Origin of the sequence: Pseudomonas retamae (genome assembly GCF_043496865.1) — a bacterium.
Taxonomy (GTDB): Bacteria; Pseudomonadota; Gammaproteobacteria; order Pseudomonadales; family Pseudomonadaceae; genus Aquipseudomonas; species Aquipseudomonas retamae.
This window is the reverse complement of record NZ_JBIEIL010000006.1, coordinates 185,279-200,533: the sequence shown is the minus strand read 5'-3', so window position 1 is coordinate 200,533 and position 15,255 is coordinate 185,279. Positions and strand designations below refer to the sequence as shown.

At 57.3% G+C, this 15,255-nt stretch carries 16 protein-coding genes and 1 tRNA gene; 13 read left to right on the top strand and 4 right to left on the bottom strand.

Features of this window, described 5'->3' with window-relative positions:
- Positions 1–135 precede the first annotated feature (135 nt).
- Positions 136–465: a hypothetical protein gene (locus ACGSLL_RS14265; RefSeq protein ID WP_394506773.1), complete on the bottom strand. Its 330-nt coding sequence runs from the start codon at positions 463–465 to the stop codon at positions 136–138.
- Between the two features lie 169 nt (positions 466–634).
- On the opposite strand from ACGSLL_RS14265, the gene ACGSLL_RS14260 reads away from it, so the two are divergent.
- A complete protein-coding gene (locus tag ACGSLL_RS14260) occupies positions 635–895 on the top strand; it encodes a DUF6429 family protein (RefSeq protein ID WP_394506771.1) in 261 nt (86 codons plus the stop codon).
- Positions 896–2,567: 1,672 nt separating this feature from the next.
- Here ACGSLL_RS14260 and ACGSLL_RS14255 read toward each other — a convergent pair.
- Positions 2,568–3,365, bottom strand: a complete 798-nt coding sequence (locus ACGSLL_RS14255) for a hypothetical protein (protein ID WP_394506769.1) — start codon at positions 3,363–3,365, stop codon at positions 2,568–2,570.
- A gap of 311 nt (positions 3,366–3,676) precedes the next feature.
- Here ACGSLL_RS14255 and ACGSLL_RS14250 point away from each other — a divergent pair, with 311 nt between their 5' ends.
- The 3 genes from ACGSLL_RS14250 to ACGSLL_RS14240 are packed head-to-tail and all read left to right on the top strand — an operon-like array spanning position 3,677 to position 5,222.
- A complete protein-coding gene (locus tag ACGSLL_RS14250; protein ID WP_394506887.1) occupies positions 3,677–4,216 on the top strand; it encodes a PAAR domain-containing protein in 540 nt (179 codons plus the stop codon).
- The gene (locus ACGSLL_RS14245; protein WP_394506767.1) at positions 4,216–4,938 is read left to right on the top strand and encodes a peptidoglycan recognition protein family protein; all 723 of its coding nucleotides are present in this window, start codon (positions 4,216–4,218) and stop codon (positions 4,936–4,938) included. Before ACGSLL_RS14250 ends, ACGSLL_RS14245 begins: the two co-directional genes overlap by 1 nt.
- Entirely contained in the window at positions 4,935–5,222 is a 288-nt protein-coding gene (locus ACGSLL_RS14240; protein WP_394506765.1) for a hypothetical protein, read from the top strand. The genes ACGSLL_RS14245 and ACGSLL_RS14240 overlap by 4 nt, the downstream gene beginning before the upstream one ends.
- Positions 5,223–5,454: 232 nt before the next feature.
- Here ACGSLL_RS14240 and ACGSLL_RS14235 read toward each other — a convergent pair.
- Positions 5,455–5,539 (bottom strand) — tRNA-Leu (locus ACGSLL_RS14235).
- Between the two features lie 108 nt (positions 5,540–5,647).
- Between ACGSLL_RS14235 and queA the strand changes: the two genes are divergently transcribed.
- The 6 genes from queA (at position 5,648) to ACGSLL_RS14205 (ending at position 11,752) form a co-directional block, all read left to right on the top strand.
- Complete coding sequence (queA, locus tag ACGSLL_RS14230; RefSeq protein WP_206415086.1) at positions 5,648–6,712, top strand: tRNA preQ1(34) S-adenosylmethionine ribosyltransferase-isomerase QueA; 1,065 nt, start codon at positions 5,648–5,650, stop codon at positions 6,710–6,712.
- Between the two features lie 14 nt (positions 6,713–6,726).
- On the top strand, positions 6,727–7,842 hold the full coding sequence (tgt, locus tag ACGSLL_RS14225; protein WP_394506763.1) for a tRNA guanosine(34) transglycosylase Tgt: 1,116 nt from the start codon (positions 6,727–6,729) through the stop codon (positions 7,840–7,842).
- A 43-nt stretch (positions 7,843–7,885) separates the two neighbouring features.
- Positions 7,886–8,224: a preprotein translocase subunit YajC gene (gene yajC / locus ACGSLL_RS14220; RefSeq protein WP_007916913.1), complete on the top strand. Its 339-nt coding sequence runs from the start codon at positions 7,886–7,888 to the stop codon at positions 8,222–8,224.
- Positions 8,225–8,289: 65 nt separating this feature from the next.
- A complete protein-coding gene (gene secD / locus ACGSLL_RS14215; RefSeq protein WP_258448093.1) occupies positions 8,290–10,158 on the top strand; it encodes a protein translocase subunit SecD in 1,869 nt (622 codons plus the stop codon).
- A 9-nt stretch (positions 10,159–10,167) separates the two neighbouring features.
- Positions 10,168–11,082: a protein translocase subunit SecF gene (gene secF / locus ACGSLL_RS14210; RefSeq protein WP_093098568.1), complete on the top strand. Its 915-nt coding sequence runs from the start codon at positions 10,168–10,170 to the stop codon at positions 11,080–11,082.
- Between the two features lie 121 nt (positions 11,083–11,203).
- Entirely contained in the window at positions 11,204–11,752 is a 549-nt protein-coding gene (locus ACGSLL_RS14205) for a glycine zipper 2TM domain-containing protein (RefSeq protein ID WP_007956693.1), read from the top strand.
- A gap of 240 nt (positions 11,753–11,992) precedes the next feature.
- Here ACGSLL_RS14205 and suhB read toward each other — a convergent pair whose 3' ends face one another.
- The gene (suhB, locus tag ACGSLL_RS14200) at positions 11,993–12,811 is read right to left on the bottom strand and encodes a type III secretion system regulator SuhB (protein ID WP_203419392.1); all 819 of its coding nucleotides are present in this window, start codon (positions 12,809–12,811) and stop codon (positions 11,993–11,995) included.
- 145 nt (positions 12,812–12,956) lie between these two features.
- Between suhB and trmJ the strand changes: the two genes are divergently transcribed.
- The 3 genes from trmJ (at position 12,957) to iscR (ending at position 15,237) form a co-directional block, all read left to right on the top strand.
- Positions 12,957–13,727, top strand: a complete 771-nt coding sequence (gene trmJ / locus ACGSLL_RS14195) for a tRNA (cytosine(32)/uridine(32)-2'-O)-methyltransferase TrmJ (protein ID WP_394506758.1) — start codon at positions 12,957–12,959, stop codon at positions 13,725–13,727.
- Between the two features lie 3 nt (positions 13,728–13,730).
- Complete coding sequence (gene cysE / locus ACGSLL_RS14190; RefSeq protein ID WP_090288629.1) at positions 13,731–14,507, top strand: serine O-acetyltransferase; 777 nt, start codon at positions 13,731–13,733, stop codon at positions 14,505–14,507.
- A 238-nt stretch (positions 14,508–14,745) separates the two neighbouring features.
- Positions 14,746–15,237 carry a Fe-S cluster assembly transcriptional regulator IscR gene (gene iscR / locus ACGSLL_RS14185; RefSeq protein WP_003227911.1) on the top strand — a complete coding sequence of 164 codons (492 nt, stop codon included), beginning with the start codon at positions 14,746–14,748 and terminating at the stop codon, positions 15,235–15,237.
- The last annotated feature ends 18 nt before the right edge of the window (positions 15,238–15,255 follow it).

Sequence of the window (15,255 nt, the reverse complement as noted above, 5' to 3'; positions counted from 1 at the left end):
CTGGGAGCGTCAGTAGAGAGTGGACGGCAAGATAGCAAAATAGTAGCGTCGCGCCATGCCTTCTCTGTCATGGACGGCGCGCCGCTGATCAGAAGAAATACCGGGATGTTTTCTCCAGCAATGCCCGCGTGGCATTCAAAGAATGTCGCGCAAGTACCCCTTGATCGCGAGCAGCGGCTGCCCCAACTGCTCCAGCGATTGCGCCTGACACAACTGCGCCGACAACTTGCTCAACTCCCGCCCCAACGGCTTCTCAACCCCACCCAACGCATCCATCGCCAGGCTCAGGCATTCACTCATCTTGAACTGAATCGCCTGCACATCGCCGCGCTTGACCAACAGCTCGAAAATGTCCTTCTGGTAATCACCCATGACCATGTCATCACGCAGAATCGGGCTCAAGCCGTCCTCCTCGTAGGCGAGTTTGAGGGAGAAGAGGGCGATGGTTTCCAGTGAGGTTTCCATGGGGTGTCTTGTCAGTTTGAATGAAGGACTTGGAACCGATGCGCACACGAAGATGCAGCCGGTAGGCCTGTAGCACGGGCGTGATTATACGAGCCGCTGGTGCAGCGTTGACATTCATTTTGTTGTGGCGCTTTGATTAGAGCGGCTGAACATCAGTGGAGTAACTACCATGGAATACGACGAAAAATTGATCGACGACGCCGTTCTTGCCCTCCTGGCGGCTTACGCCTCCGACCGCGGCCATACCTGGAAAGGGTATGACTTCGAGATCATGAGCCGTTTGCACGAGCAGGGTTTGATCAGTGATCCGGTCAACAGGAATAAATCGGTTTGGCTGACGGAGGAGGGGCTGGAGCGGGGGCGGGCGATGGCGGCGCGGTTGTTTGGGGGAAGTGCTCAGGCTGAGCCTGCAAACGACTCCGACACCTGAGTCCGTGCATGTCACGTGCGACCCGCGCGGTGGTGAGCCTTCAGCGTTGCGCGTCCACTTTAATGCAGACGAAAAAAAAGGCCTTGCAAAGCAAGACCTTTCTTAATTTTGGTGTCGAGGGAGACTGTAGTCTTCCATGTAATCCGTGGCCTACAGCCAGATTTCACGGTTCGGGATACACGTAGGGATACAGCTTGCTTGGCCCTATGATCGCACAATCTCAGATACAGGCTAAAAATCCCCTATCGGTAGTCGAGAATCTAGCTGGTGTGGCAAGGATTGCAGCAATAGTAACAACCATTAATCCTTAGGGTGGGGTTAGCCGCTCGAGCGGCGCTTACAGCACCAGCGCACGATGTATGACTTCCCAGCGATGCCTGATTGGCAGGCAACGGCATGAACTGACAGCCAGTCGTCGTGTTGTGCACTTCGTAGTCGCCATTTGCTTGAACGTTTCTATTCACGATAAATGATGGCATTTGCTAGTCCTCGCTTCCGTGTGTCGGATCGGTAATGACTCAAGAGTTCTAACCATGTGTGCCGTACTGGCGGAAATCGCGATGGCTAGCAGTGATGGAGGTTAGCTGCAGCATGGCGGAAAGCAATCAGTCGCCAGAAAGCCGCCGGGGACCCTGGGACTATCTAAAGGACACGGGGTCGGAAACCCGCGTGATTGAGTTAGTGGGAGGTTTCCAAAGTTACTGAAATTTCAGTCATTGAAATTGAAAGAATTCGGCTGAAAAAGGGTCATCGTTACCGGATCGGTAATGATGACCCTTTGTGTTGCTGATAACGCACGCGCCGCGCTGTCCACCGGGTCAACCTGTCACCCAATGTAGAAAAATCAGCCACTACCAAGATCGCGAGGGTTTTATGCTCCGTGTCATTCAGAAATGCTCAGGGGCCCGGCGACCTCCCACCAGCTTGTGCAATTGCACTGGTGAACTGTGTATTCACCCGGTTCACCTGTTCACTAAGCTGGGCACCTGTCCGCTAACAAGGTCCGGCGGGTTTCCGACCCGTGTCTTAAAGAAAACCTCAGGGGCCCCAGGCAAACAACGGGAGATACACCTAGCGTTCGCTGGTGGGATTGATGCTTACGGGGTGTGGGGGATTATATCCCTCCAAATGCGGTGTAACTCATGTAACTGGTGTAACGATTAACGGTAAATAGCTGTATTTATTTAATATTTTTAATGTACACCGACTTCGCACGCCAATTTTTAGGCGTGTAACTCGGCCATCTGGTGTAACGCCTCTGATGCATGAAAAAGGAACGAACTAGGTTACGCCTATGATGCAGGAGGGTAGCGTACTTCCCGGCCGGCAGTCGCAACAGGCCGCTTTCGGCCAATAGCTGACGTTCGCCCTAGAGCTATTTTTAAAGAAATTTTATTGTTACACCGATTCACCGTCGATTCGCACTGTGGCCTTTCCAGCGTCATCGTACGGAATGCTCACCTCAACCACTTTCCCCGTTTCCGTAGCGACTTTGATTACTAATCGATGAGGTGGTGCGGCGAAGTCATCGGTAAAGAGGACATGTATAGCCTCCTTGCACGAATCTCCTTTCGCTACCGGCCAATACGCGGACCCATCTACTGCCGGCAAATACACATCAATATTGGACATTATATTTTTCCTAATTAATGGATGCGCAATCTATCGTAGCTCATAACGCCCAGTCCGCCAGTTGTTCAGCATTAAGAATCAAATTATCCACGATAGGTATGAGAATCTTGTCTCCCGCCACAACTGTGAAGCTAAATCGATATTCCTTCTCTGCCAAGAAAGAGGGGGGTTTTACAAACGCCATATCCCAGATTCTGCGCATGAACTGATCTGCTGTGAACAGGCTGGTATCTGAAATATGAATCTCACGGCCAATGTAAGACACTAGTTCATGCCGACAGTGAACCGACAGGTTCGCTAGTGGGATGCATGGATCAACTATGTGATTACCTGAATCACGCCCGGAGGTAATGCGGTCCCGTAGCAGGACTGAAAGCGCTACTCCTAAGTTATGCGCTTTTGTTGCAGTCATATACCAACAGTCATCGTAGTCGGGAAACAATCCTACAGCGTCTCGCATCTTCCTAACTTGGGGCATGCAAAAAATGAATCCATTTAGCGCTTCTCGATGAACGCTCGCACTGGAGTTTCGTACCCTGATGATCTGTTCGTTGCCGCCAACCATCTCAAGATTATGAATAGCTGCGCTCATCGCTCCCGGAATCCTCGGGTGATGCACATCGTCACCTAAGCCGATTGCTCCTTGAAACATGAGACTGAACCAGGGCCTTTCAATCTCAACGATTCCGTCAAATTTCAGTAAAAAAGAGTACTTGCCTTCACCGCTGTCGACAATCTGAGCACTTTCGATTTTTCTATACTCATACAAAGTGCCCAGCTTTATCGTTTTTCTAGTTTTCAGGTTGTCCTTTATAAAACAGTTCTTTGCGAGAAGCATTTCTTTTCCTATTTTTATTCGAGAGGGGGCGAGCACCTACCCCCACATCCATCCTGCGAGGCTCTTTGATATTATAAGATTCAGCTATGTTCGCAGTATGTCTATAGAAACTGGTTTTATTGACGCCGGCGTGAGTCTCTTCCATGGGCGTCTACTGCCCCTTCACGACCGTCTGCTTTTGGCCGTGAGCGGACATTCTGGGGCCGAGAAATCCGTGCTACTGGCTATTGTGCAAGCCCAGTCCAGGCGGACCGGGTCTATTGATTTCTGATAAGGTCGCGTTCATAGACGATCATGACAAGGAGTCAATTGTGGCGAAGCCCGCAGCACGTTTAACCGATCCGACCAGTTGCCCAATGCCAGGGCACGGTGCCCAATCCATTGCGTCCGGCTCTTCTGATGTTTTTTTCGATGGTCTTGCCGCCGCTCGAAAGGGCGATACCTGCACGTGCGGCAGCGCGTTGGTTTCCGGCGTCTCAGCGACCGTTTTTATCAACGGGAAAAACGCAGCTTTGGTTGATACTGTCGGAACGCATGGTGACGTCGTAGTCGGCGGCTCCGGCACCGTAATCATCGGTGATTCGCATACGCCTGCTCCATTCGTCCCTCCCATGCCTCTCGCGATCCAGAAGACCTACGGTCAAGCATTCAGCGTTACCGACAGCGAAAAGGGTACTCCGTTGGCTTTCCGTGACTTCGTGGCGACGGTCAACGGTGTAGAAACCACAGGCGTTACCGACGCCAACGGTATTGCTCACGTTAAGACGCCGTCCCCCGATGCGAAAATTTCACTGCACGTCATGTTCAGCGCTCCGGCACGGACACTCCATGAGCTGGCGGAGGGCGTGTGATGACCAATCTATTCGCAACTCAAGCGACCGCCCAGGAAATCAAGCCCGGCGAGTTCATGTGTCCGATACCCATTACCGTGAATGATCGAGCGGCAACGCGTGAAGCGATCATCAAGAAGGTCCGGTCACTGAACGCCACGTTTGTAGAGCGATCCTCGTGGGGAGCGGTGAAGGGCAAGCCGGATATGGTGATGGATTGGGATTACACCATGATCGCCCTGCATCACGCCGGCCGTAGCCACAGCTGTACACCTGGTGCAGAGCAGATGCAGGAAATCCAGAAGGGGCACCTAAGCCAGAAATACGACGATATCGGCTACCACTTCGGTATTGATTGCACCGGGCAAGTTTATGAGGGGCGCGACATACGCCTTCAAGGTTCGAGTGTCCTGAAATTCAATACAGGCCTGATTGGCATTGTTTTACTGGAAAACCTGACGACACCGGAGGAGGGCGGAGATTGGGTCGCGAAGGGCCGTGTTGCGCTTGATAGCCTCGGATACAGCACGACAAACGTAATACCTGCTGCCCAGATCACTGCGCTGATACATCTGATCGATGCGCTGAAGAGTGTGTTTGTAATCAAGCATTTTGGCGGTCATCGGGAATACCCAGGTCAAGCATCTGAAGGCAAGATCTGTCCCGGAAATATTGGCATGGAGTTGGTCAGGAATCTCAGAGCGAAAACTCAACTACTCCCACCTCCGGCGCCGCGAGAATGAAGAAGCTGATTGCCCTGATTGGATTGGCTCTGGTGACCGTGCTCTACGTTGGGTATTACGAAGCGCTGGAGGATGGAGACATTGAAACCATCCTGTTCATCAAGAAGCATCCGACGTTTCAGATGAAGTTTTACAACATCCACGCCAATGACGGAGAAATTCGTAAGGTCGAACGGCTCACGGAGGAGGAGCGTATCTGGATCGTTGATTACTGCAGATACCGGCTGGGCATCGATACCGATCTGAAAACACAAAACGACGTTGAAGTTTGCAGAAAAAAATAGATGGCTGGGATTCAAAAAAGGCTTCTTCGGAGGCCTTTTTTAATCGGCGGCAATTTGCTCAGCCAGCTCTCTGTCTCGTCAGTGCTTTGCTTGGTTTTCCAATCTTCCGGCGTCTGATCTTCGGCGCGGTTGTTGAAGGCAAACTTCTGCGTCCCCGGCATACGAAAACCCAACAGCCCACTTTTCCACAGACGAAAAAAAAGGCCTTGCAAAGCAAGACCTTTCTTAATTTTGGTGCCCCGAGGGAGACTCGAACTCCCACTCCTTTCGAAAACGGATTTTGAATCCGCCGCGTCTACCAATTCCGCCATCAGGGCTCAATGGCGGCGAAGTATAGAGAGGTCATTACCGTTGGTCAATCACGTTTCATGGTCAATTTTCGATATTTCCGCTAGACTTTCCGGCCCTGCTAGACGAACCCCATCATGCGCGTTGCTGACTTTACTTTCGAGCTTCCTGATTCGCTGATCGCCCGCCATCCTTTGGCCGAGCGTCGCGGTAGTCGCCTGCTGACCCTCGATGGGCCGAGCGGCGCCCTGGCACACCGTCAATTCACTGATTTGCTTGAGCATTTGCGCCCGGGCGATTTGATGGTGTTCAACAATACCCGGGTGATTCCGGCGCGGCTGTTCGGGCAGAAAGCGTCCGGCGGCAAGCTGGAAATTCTTGTCGAGCGCGTGCTCGACAGCCATCGCGTGCTGGCGCATGTGCGCTCGAGCAAGTCGCCGAAGCCGGGTTCGAAGATTCTTATCGACGGCGGTGGCGAAGCCGAGATGCTGGCGCGTCACGATGCGCTGTTCGAGCTGGGCTTCGCTGAAGAAGTGCTGCCGCTGCTCGATCGTGTCGGGCACATGCCGTTGCCTCCTTATATAGACCGCCCGGATGAGGGCTCGGATCGCGAGCGTTATCAGACCGTGTACGCCGAGCGCCTGGGCGCGGTGGCGGCGCCGACGGCGGGGCTGCATTTCGATCAGCCGTTGCTGGAAGCGATTGCGGCCAAGGGCGTCGAGACGGCGTTCGTCACACTGCACGTCGGTGCGGGGACGTTCCAGCCGGTGCGCGTCGACAAGATCGAAGATCACCACATGCACACCGAGTGGCTGGAAGTCGGCCAGGACGTAGTCGATGCCGTGGCGGCATGCCGGGCTCGTGGCGGTCGGGTGGTCGCGGTCGGCACAACCAGTGTGCGTTCGCTGGAGAGTGCGGCGCGCGATGGTGTGCTTAAGCCGTTCAGTGGCGACACCGACATCTTTATCTACCCGGGCCGGCCGTTTCATGTGGTCGATGCCCTGGTGACCAATTTCCATTTGCCGGAATCGACGCTGTTGATGCTGGTTTCGGCGTTTGCCGGTTATCCCGAAACCATGGCTGCCTACAAGGCCGCTGTCGACAACGGTTACCGCTTTTTCAGCTACGGTGATGCGATGTTCATCACCCGCAATCCCGCTCCAACTGCCCCTGAACAATCAGGCCCAGAGGAAACAGAATGAGTCGCGAATGTCGAATGTCCTTTGAGCTGCTGGCCACCGATGGCAAGGCTCGCCGTGGTCGCCTGACCTTCCCCCGTGGCACCGTCGAGACCCCGGCGTTCATGCCGGTCGGCACCTACGGCACGGTCAAGGGCATGTTGCCGCGTGACATCGTCGCCACGGGCGCGGAGATCATTCTGGGCAACACCTTCCACCTGTGGCTGCGTCCCGGCACGCAGGTGATCAAGGAGCACGGCGACCTGCATGATTTCATGCAGTGGAAAGGTCCGATCCTGACCGACTCCGGCGGCTTCCAGGTGTTCAGCCTCGGCGCGATGCGCAAGATCAAGGAGGAGGGCGTGACCTTCGCCTCGCCGATCGATGGCGCGAAAGTGTTCATGGGCCCGGAAGAATCGATGCAGGTGCAGCGCGATCTCGGCTCCGACATCGTGATGATCTTCGACGAATGCACGCCGTACCCGGCTGACGAGGACGTTGCGCGGGTATCGATGGAATTGTCTTTGCGTTGGGCGCAGCGCTCGAAGAACGCGCATGGCGACAACACCGCGGCGCTGTTCGGCATCGTCCAGGGCGGCATGCATGAAAACCTGCGCATGCGCTCGCTCGAAGGCCTCGACAAAATCGGCTTCGACGGCCTCGCCATTGGCGGCCTGTCGGTGGGCGAGCCGAAGCACGAAATGATCAAGGTGCTCGATTACCTGCCGGGCCTGATGCCCGCTGACAAACCTCGTTACCTTATGGGCGTTGGCAAACCGGAAGATCTGGTTGAGGGTGTGCGCCGCGGTGTGGACATGTTCGATTGCGTGATGCCAACCCGTAATGCCCGCAATGGGCATCTGTTCATTGATACTGGCGTGCTGAAGATCCGTAACGCGTTCCATCGCCATGATGAATCGCCGCTGGATCCGACCTGCGATTGCTATACCTGCCAGAACTTCTCGCGCGCTTATCTGCATCACCTGGACAAGTGCGGCGAAATGCTCGGCAGCATGCTCAATACCATCCATAACTTGCGCCATTATCAGGTGCTGATGGCTGGTTTGCGCGAGGCTATTCAACAGGGTACATTGGCCGCCTTTGTCGATGCCTTCTACGCCAAACGCGGACTTCCCGTTCCGCCTTTGGACTGAGTTTTCTGACCCCAAGATTCAACATTTGCAACTGGAGTGCTAAATGAGCTTTTTTATCTCTAACGCCATGGCTGACGCAGCTGCACCGGCTGCTGCAGGCCCAATGGGCGGCGGCTTCGAGTGGATTTTCCTGGTCGGCTTCCTGGTCATCTTCTACCTGATGATCTGGCGTCCACAGGCCAAGCGCGCCAAAGAGCAGAAGAACCTGCTGAGCAGCCTGCAGAAAGGCGACGAAGTCGTGACCACTGGCGGCATCGCCGGCAAGATCACCAAGGTTGCCGATGACTTCGTGGTTCTGGAAGTCTCCGACACCGTTGAAATGAAGTTCCAGAAAGGCGCCATCGCCGCCACGCTGCCAAAAGGCACGCTGAAAGCGATCTAAGAGCAACGACTTCTACTCAATCGACGGGGCGCGCAAGGCGCCCCGCGTTCATAACGGGCGGCGTGATGCTGAACAAATACCCTCTGTGGAAATACATTCTGATCCTGGCGGTGCTGGCGATCGGTCTGATTTATTCCGCTCCCAATCTTTACCCCGATGACCCGGCCATTCAGATCAGCGGCGCCAGCACGGCCCTGCAGGTCAATCAGGCCGATCTGGATCGCGTCAGCACGGCGCTGAAAGAATCCGGCATCAACGTCAAGGCAGCCACGCTGACCTCGGGCGGCAAGGGCGGCCTGATCCGTCTGGCCAAGGCTGAAGACCAGCTGCCAGCCAAGGACGTCGTGCGCAAGGCATTGGGTGATGACTACGTCGTCGCGCTGAACCTGGCACAGACCACTCCGCAATGGCTGCGCAATCTGGGCGCGCACCCGATGAAGCTGGGTCTGGACTTGTCCGGTGGTGTGCACTTCCTGCTTGAAGTGGACATGGACAAAGCCCTCGATGCACGCCTGAAAGTCTACGAAGGCGACGTCAAGAGCCTGCTGCGCAAAGAGAAGCTGCGCTATCGCAGCCTGCCGCAACTGGGCGGTGCCATTCAGCTGGGCTTCGCTGACGAAGACAGCCGCGAACAGGCTCGCAGCCTGATCCGCAAGAACTTCAACGATTTCGACATTGTTCCGGCCGACCTCAACGGTCAACCGGTGCTGCGTCTGGCGATGACCCCGGCCAAGCTGGCGGAAATCCGTGAATACTCCATCAAGCAGAACCTGACCACGGTACGTAACCGTGTCAACGAGCTGGGTGTTGCCGAACCGATCGTGCAGCGTCAGGGCGCCAACCGCATTGTGGTTGAACTGCCAGGCGTGCAGGACACTGCCGAAGCCAAGCGTATTCTCGGCAAAACGGCCAACCTTGAGTTCCGTCTGGCCGCTGAGCCGGGCGCTTCGAAAGCCACTTCCGAGTCGTTCGAATTCCGTGAAGGCAATCGTCCGCCAGCGCAGATCGAGCGTGGTCTGATCATCACCGGTGACCAGGTCACCGACGCCAAGGCCGGTTTCGGCGAGCACGGCACGCCGGAAGTGAACATCCGTCTGGATGGCCACGGTGGTGAGCTGATGAGCCGCGCGACCCGTTCGAACGTCGGTCGCAGCATGGCGGTGATCTTCATCGAGCAACGCCCGGTGACCACTTACACCAAGCAGGTGGTCAACGGTGTCGAGAAAGACGTACCGGTGCAGACCTTCAAGGAAGAGAAGAAGATCATCAGTCTGGCGACCATTCAGTCGCCGCTGGGTGCGCAGTTCCGTATCACCGGCCTGAACGGCCAGGGCGAATCGTCCGAGCTGGCGCTGCTGCTGCGTGCCGGTGGTCTGGCGGCGCCGATGTACTTCGCCGAAGAGCGCACAATCGGTCCGAGCCTGGGTGCTGACAACATCACCAAAGGTATCGATGCGTCGCTGTGGGGCATGCTGTTCGTGTCGCTGTTCATCATTGCCATCTACCGCTTCTTCGGCGTTATCGCCACTGTCGCGCTGGCGGTGAACATGGTGCTGTTGCTGGCGCTGATGTCGCTGCTGGGCGCGACGCTGACCCTGCCGGGCATCGCCGGTATCGTGTTGACCATGGGTATGGCGGTTGACGCCAACGTGCTGATCTTCTCGCGGATCCGTGAAGAAATCGCCGCAGGCATGACCGTGCAGCGTGCAATCAACGAAGGCTTCGGCCGGGCATTCACCGCGATTCTCGACGCCAACCTGACCACTTTGCTGGTCGGCGGCATTCTCTTCGCCATGGGCACCGGCCCGGTGAAGGGCTTCGCAGTGACCATGTCCCTCGGGATCTTTACCTCGATGTTCACGGCCATCATGGTGACCCGCGCAATGGTCAACCTGATCTTTGGCGGGCGTGACTTCAAGAAGTTGTGGATTTAAGGGGCTGCCATGTTACGTACAATCAACTTCATGGGCGTTCGCAACTTCGCGTTCGGCGTCACGGTTTTTCTAACGCTGCTGGCGGTATTCAGCGTCGTCACCAAAGGCATGAACTGGGGCCTGGACTTCACCGGCGGTACGCTCATCGAGCTGACCTACGAGCGTCCGGCCGATGTCACCAAGGTCCGCGAGCAGTTGGCGACCTCGGGTTACCACGAAGCCATCGTGCAGAACTTCGGTGCCACCACTGACCTGCTGGTGCGCATGCCGGGTGAAGACCCGCAGCTCGGTCATCAGGTCGCGGAAGCACTGCAGAAGGTTGGCGGCGACAACCCGGCGACGGTCAAGCGTGTCGAGTTCGTCGGCCCGCAGGTCGGTGAAGAGCTGCGCGACCAGGGCGGCCTCGGCATGCTCCTGGCGCTGGGCGGCATCCTGATCTACCTGGCTTTCCGCTTTCAGTGGAAGTTCGCGGTCGGCGCCATCGTGTCGCTGATCCACGACGTGATCGTGACCATCGGTATCCTGTCGTTCTTCCAGATCACCTTCGACCTGACGGTGCTGGCGGCGGTACTGGCGATCATCGGTTACTCGCTGAACGACACCATCGTCGTGTTCGACCGGGTGCGGGAGAACTTCCGTGTGCTGCGCAAGGCGTCGCTGATCGAGAACATCAACATCTCGACCACCCAGACCCTGCTGCGCACCATGGCGACGTCGATCTCGACCTTGCTGGCGATCGCGGCGCTGCTGTTCTTCGGCGGCGACAACCTGTTCGGCTTTTCCATCGCGCTGTTCATCGGCGTGCTGGCGGGTACGTACTCGTCGATCTACATCGCCAACGTCGTGCTGATCTGGCTGAACCTGACCACCGAGGATCTGATTCCTCCGGCCAACACCGAGCAGGAAGTCGACGACCGTCCATAACGGCCCTCGAAACTCCGGCTGTCAGCCCAAGAAAGGCGCGAGTTGAACTCGCGCCTTTTTTTGTGCTCCAAGGCTGGGAGAAGCGCGGGCGCGTCCCGCATGTGATGGTCAGGAGGTTCATGTGAACAAGTCGTTGCTGGTTGGTGCGGTATTGGGTGCTGTCGGTGTTACAGCCGGGGGTGCTGTTGCCACCTACAGCCTGGTTAAAAGCGGCCCTGAGTATGCGCAAGTGCTAGCCGTTGAGCCGGTCAAGACACAGATCAAGACTCCACGTGAAGTATGCAAGGATGTAACGGTGACCCGTCAGGCACCGGTGAAAGATCAACACCAGATCGCCGGTACCGTGGTCGGCGCGCTGGCCGGTGGCTTGCTGGGCAACCAGATTGGCGGCGGCACCGGCAAGAAGATTGCCACGGTGGCCGGTGCGGTCGGTGGCGGTTACGCGGGTAACAAGGTGCAGGAGGGCATGCAGGAGCGTGACACCTACACCACCACGCAAACCCGCTGCAATACGGTCAATGACATCAGCGACAAGGTCGTCGGTTACGACGTGCGTTACTCGCTCGATGGCAAGGAAGGCAAAGTGCGGATGGACCGCGATCCGGGCAACCAGATTCCGGTCGACAAGGAAGGCAAGCTGATCCTGTCGCAGAATGAGCCGGGTCAGTAAGATTTCACTGTTTTGAAAAGAAGCACCCTGCGGGGTGCTTTTTTTGTGCCTGCGATTTATGGCCGCGCGATTCCCATCTGTGGGAGCGAGCCTGCTCGCGAATGCGGTCCATCATTCAGTATCCATTCTGCTGATACACCGCTTTCGCGAGCAGGCTCGCTCCCACATGAGATTCACTGGGCCTGACAAATGGGCATAAAAAAAGCACCCTGAAGGGTGCTTTTCTGATTCGTCCGAAGCTTAGCGCTTCAGCGAAGCCGGCAGGTGCGGCTGGATCGCCGTCAGGACTGCCTTGAAGCATTTGGTGTTGCCGGCAACGATGTGGCCTTTTTCAAGGAAGTCGTGACCGCCGGTGAAGTCGCTCACCAGGCCGCCGGCTTCCTGAATCAGCAGGGCGCCTGCCGCCATGTCCCACTCGGACAGGCCCGATTCCCAGAACGCATCGAAACGGCCGGCAGCCACGTAGGCCAGGTCCAGGCTCGCTGCGCCAGCGCGGCGGATGCCGGCAGTCTGGCCGACCAGGGAGCGGAACATGCCCAGGTAGTTGTCGAGGTTGTCCATCTGGTCGTTACGGAACGGAAAGCCGGTACCCAGCAGGGCGCCGTCAAGGCTGGTGCGGCCGCTGACGCGCAGGCGACGACCGTTCAGTTGTGCGCCGCGACCACGGCTGGCGGTGAATTCTTCCTGGCGCACCGGGTCCAGAACCACAGCGTGTTCCAGGCGACCACGGTATTTGCAGGCGATGCTGACTGCGAAGTGCGGAATGCCACGCAGGAAGTTGGTGGTGCCGTCCAGTGGATCGATGATCCACAGGTACTCTTCGCCTTCGATGCCGGTGCCAGCGTGCAGGCCGGTCTCTTCACCCTGGATCGAGTGATTCGGGTAAGCCTTGCGCAGGGCATCGATGATTTTCTGTTCAGCGGCGCGATCGACCTCGGATACATAATCCTTGGCGTCTTTTTCGTCGACCTTGATGGTATCCAGGCGCTCGATGGAGCGGAAGATCAGTTCACTGGCGCTGCGGGCGGCGCGCAGCGCGATATTCAGCATGGGCTGCATGGATGTGTCACCTAAGGTTGTTAAAGAAAGCCGCGCATTCTATCAGAACTTTTCTTCAGGTGAAGGACGCTGTTCGCTTTCATAGCTTAACGGTAGGCTGTTCTGTAAGATTTGCCCCCCTTTCCAATGTCCGAGAGCGCCTCCCTTGCTGCAGAACATTCGTGTCGTCCTGGTCAATACCAGCCACCCCGGCAATATCGGCGGGGCCGCGCGCGCCATGAAAAACATGGGTCTGTCGCGTCTGGTGCTGGTCGAGCCACGCCAGTTTCCGCACCACGAAGCCGATGCCCGCGCATCCGGTGCCGGAGACATCCTTGAAAACGCGCAGGTCGTCGCCACTTTGGAAGATGCCTTGGTCGGCTGCAATCTGGTGCTGGGCACCAGTGCGCGGGATCGACGTATTCCGTGGCCGCTGCTCGATCCGCGTGAATGCGGGACCAAAGCCGTGGAAGAGGCCGGGCAGGGCGCCGAAATCGCTCTGGTGTTCGGTCGTGAAGATTCCGGCCTGACCAACGAAGAGCTGCAGCGATGTCACTTCCACGTGCACATCCCTTCCGACCCGACGTTCAGTTCGCTGAACCTTGGAGCGGCGGTGCAGGTGCTGAGCTACGAAGTGCGCATGGCCTGGCTGGCCTCGCAGGGGCAGCCGAGCAAGGTCGAGAAAGAAGAAGTGGCTTCGGTGAAAAGCGCCGAGCTGGCGACCATGGATGAGCTGGAGCGCTTTTACGAGCATCTGGAGCAGACATTGGTCGCGATCGAATTTCTCGACCCGGAAAAACCCCGGCACTTGATGGCACGCCTGCGCCGGTTGTACGGACGCAGCTCGGTCAGCCGGGCGGAAATGAATATTTTGCGGGGCATTCTCACGGAAACCCAGAAAGCGGCCCGTGGTGAGCTTCTTAAGCGGAAGGACTGAATGATGTTTGAGCGTTTGCGTGAAGATATCCAGAGCGTATTCCATCGAGACCCGGCGGCGCGTAACGCTTTTGAAGTCCTGACCTGCTACCCCGGCATGCATGCGATCTGGATTCATCGACTGGCCGGCATGCTCTGGCGCAACGATCTGAAGTGGCTGGCACGGCTGGTGTCGAACTTCGGCCGCTGGCTGACCGGCATCGAGATTCATCCGGGCGCCAAGGTTGGGCGGCGTTTCTTTATCGACCACGGCATGGGTATCGTTATCGGTGAGACCGCCGAGATCGGCGACGACGTGACCATCTATCAGGGTGTGACACTCGGCGGCACCAGTTGGAACAAGGGCAAGCGCCACCCGACGCTGGGTGACGGTGTGGTGGTCGGCGCGGGCGCCAAGGTCCTCGGTCCGTTCACGGTCGGTGCTGGTGCCAAGGTCGGTTCCAACGCGGTGGTGACCAAGGAAGTGCCGCCGGGCGCCACTGTGGTGGGGATTCCGGGGCGCATCATCGTCAAGTCCGATGAAGAGCAGGACGCCAAGCGCAAGGCCATGGCTGAGAAAATCGGTTTCGATGCCTATGGCGTCAGCGAAGACATGCCCGACCCGGTGGCGCGCGCCATCGGCCAGTTGCTCGATCACCTGCAAGCGGTCGACGGGCGTCTGGAAGGCATGTGCGGCGCGTTGAAGGATCTGGGCAGCAATTACTGTGCGAAAGATCTGCCTGAGCTGCGTGAAGAAGACTTTGCCTGTGTGAAGGGCAAGGACGAATCGAAAGCCAGCTAGACCGCAGCGCAGCCTTCACGAGCAGGCTCGCTCCCACATTGAAATGCGGTCACCTGTGGGAGCGAGCCTGCTCGCGAAGAACGATGACGCGGTACCGCTGGCTGCATGCCGCCAGCCTTTGTTATAGTGCGCGCGCTCTTTTGCGGGTAAACCCGACTAAAGCACTAGGTCTTATAGTTGACTTAAATGCTCGGGAATTGCATACTCCCGCCCATTCTGAACTCCGTGGTAACTGTCCATGCGACTGACTACAAAAGGCCGATACGCCGTGACCGCCATGCTTGACCTGGCGTTGCACGCGCAGCACGGGCCGGTGTCCCTGGCCGATATCTCCGAGCGCCAAGGCATCTCCCTGTCCTACCTCGAACAGCTGTTCGCCAAACTGCGTCGCAGCAACCTGGTTTCCAGTGTTCGCGGTCCCGGTGGTGGCTACCAGTTGTCCCGCGACATGCAGGGCATCCAGGTCGCCCAGGTGATCGATGCGGTGAACGAATCGGTCGACGCCACCAAGTGCCAGGGCCAGGGCGATTGCCATTCCGGCGACACCTGCCTGACCCACCATCTGTGGTGCGACCTGAGCCTGCAGATTCACGAATTTCTAAGTGGTATCAGCTTGGCTGATCTTGTGACTCGCCGTGAGGTGCAAGAAGTAGCCCAGCGTCAGGACCAGCGCCGTTGCAACAGCAAGGCGCCACGCCTGGACAAGATTGAAGCGTCCGCCGTCGAATGACCGCCAGAGAGCCAACGG

Excerpts from the sequence above, each read along its gene's own strand:
- ACGSLL_RS14265 (WP_394506773.1), bottom strand. The coding sequence starts at position 465 with ATGGAAACCTCACTGGAAACCATCGCCCTCTTCTCCCTCAAACTCGCC.
- ACGSLL_RS14260 (WP_394506771.1), top strand. The coding sequence starts at position 635 with ATGGAATACGACGAAAAATTGATCGACGACGCCGTTCTTGCCCTCCTG.
- ACGSLL_RS14255 (WP_394506769.1), bottom strand. The coding sequence starts at position 3,365 with ATGCTTCTCGCAAAGAACTGTTTTATAAAGGACAACCTGAAAACTAGA.
- ACGSLL_RS14245 (WP_394506767.1), top strand. The coding sequence starts at position 4,216 with ATGACCAATCTATTCGCAACTCAAGCGACCGCCCAGGAAATCAAGCCC.
- ACGSLL_RS14240 (WP_394506765.1), top strand. The coding sequence starts at position 4,935 with ATGAAGAAGCTGATTGCCCTGATTGGATTGGCTCTGGTGACCGTGCTC.
- queA (WP_206415086.1), top strand. The coding sequence starts at position 5,648 with ATGCGCGTTGCTGACTTTACTTTCGAGCTTCCTGATTCGCTGATCGCC.
- tgt (WP_394506763.1), top strand. The coding sequence starts at position 6,727 with ATGTCCTTTGAGCTGCTGGCCACCGATGGCAAGGCTCGCCGTGGTCGC.
- yajC (WP_007916913.1), top strand. The coding sequence starts at position 7,886 with ATGAGCTTTTTTATCTCTAACGCCATGGCTGACGCAGCTGCACCGGCT.
- secD (WP_258448093.1), top strand. The coding sequence starts at position 8,290 with ATGCTGAACAAATACCCTCTGTGGAAATACATTCTGATCCTGGCGGTG.
- secF (WP_093098568.1), top strand. The coding sequence starts at position 10,168 with ATGTTACGTACAATCAACTTCATGGGCGTTCGCAACTTCGCGTTCGGC.
- suhB (WP_203419392.1), bottom strand. The coding sequence starts at position 12,811 with ATGCAGCCCATGCTGAATATCGCGCTGCGCGCCGCCCGCAGCGCCAGT.
- cysE (WP_090288629.1), top strand. The coding sequence starts at position 13,731 with ATGTTTGAGCGTTTGCGTGAAGATATCCAGAGCGTATTCCATCGAGAC.
- iscR (WP_003227911.1), top strand. The coding sequence starts at position 14,746 with ATGCGACTGACTACAAAAGGCCGATACGCCGTGACCGCCATGCTTGAC.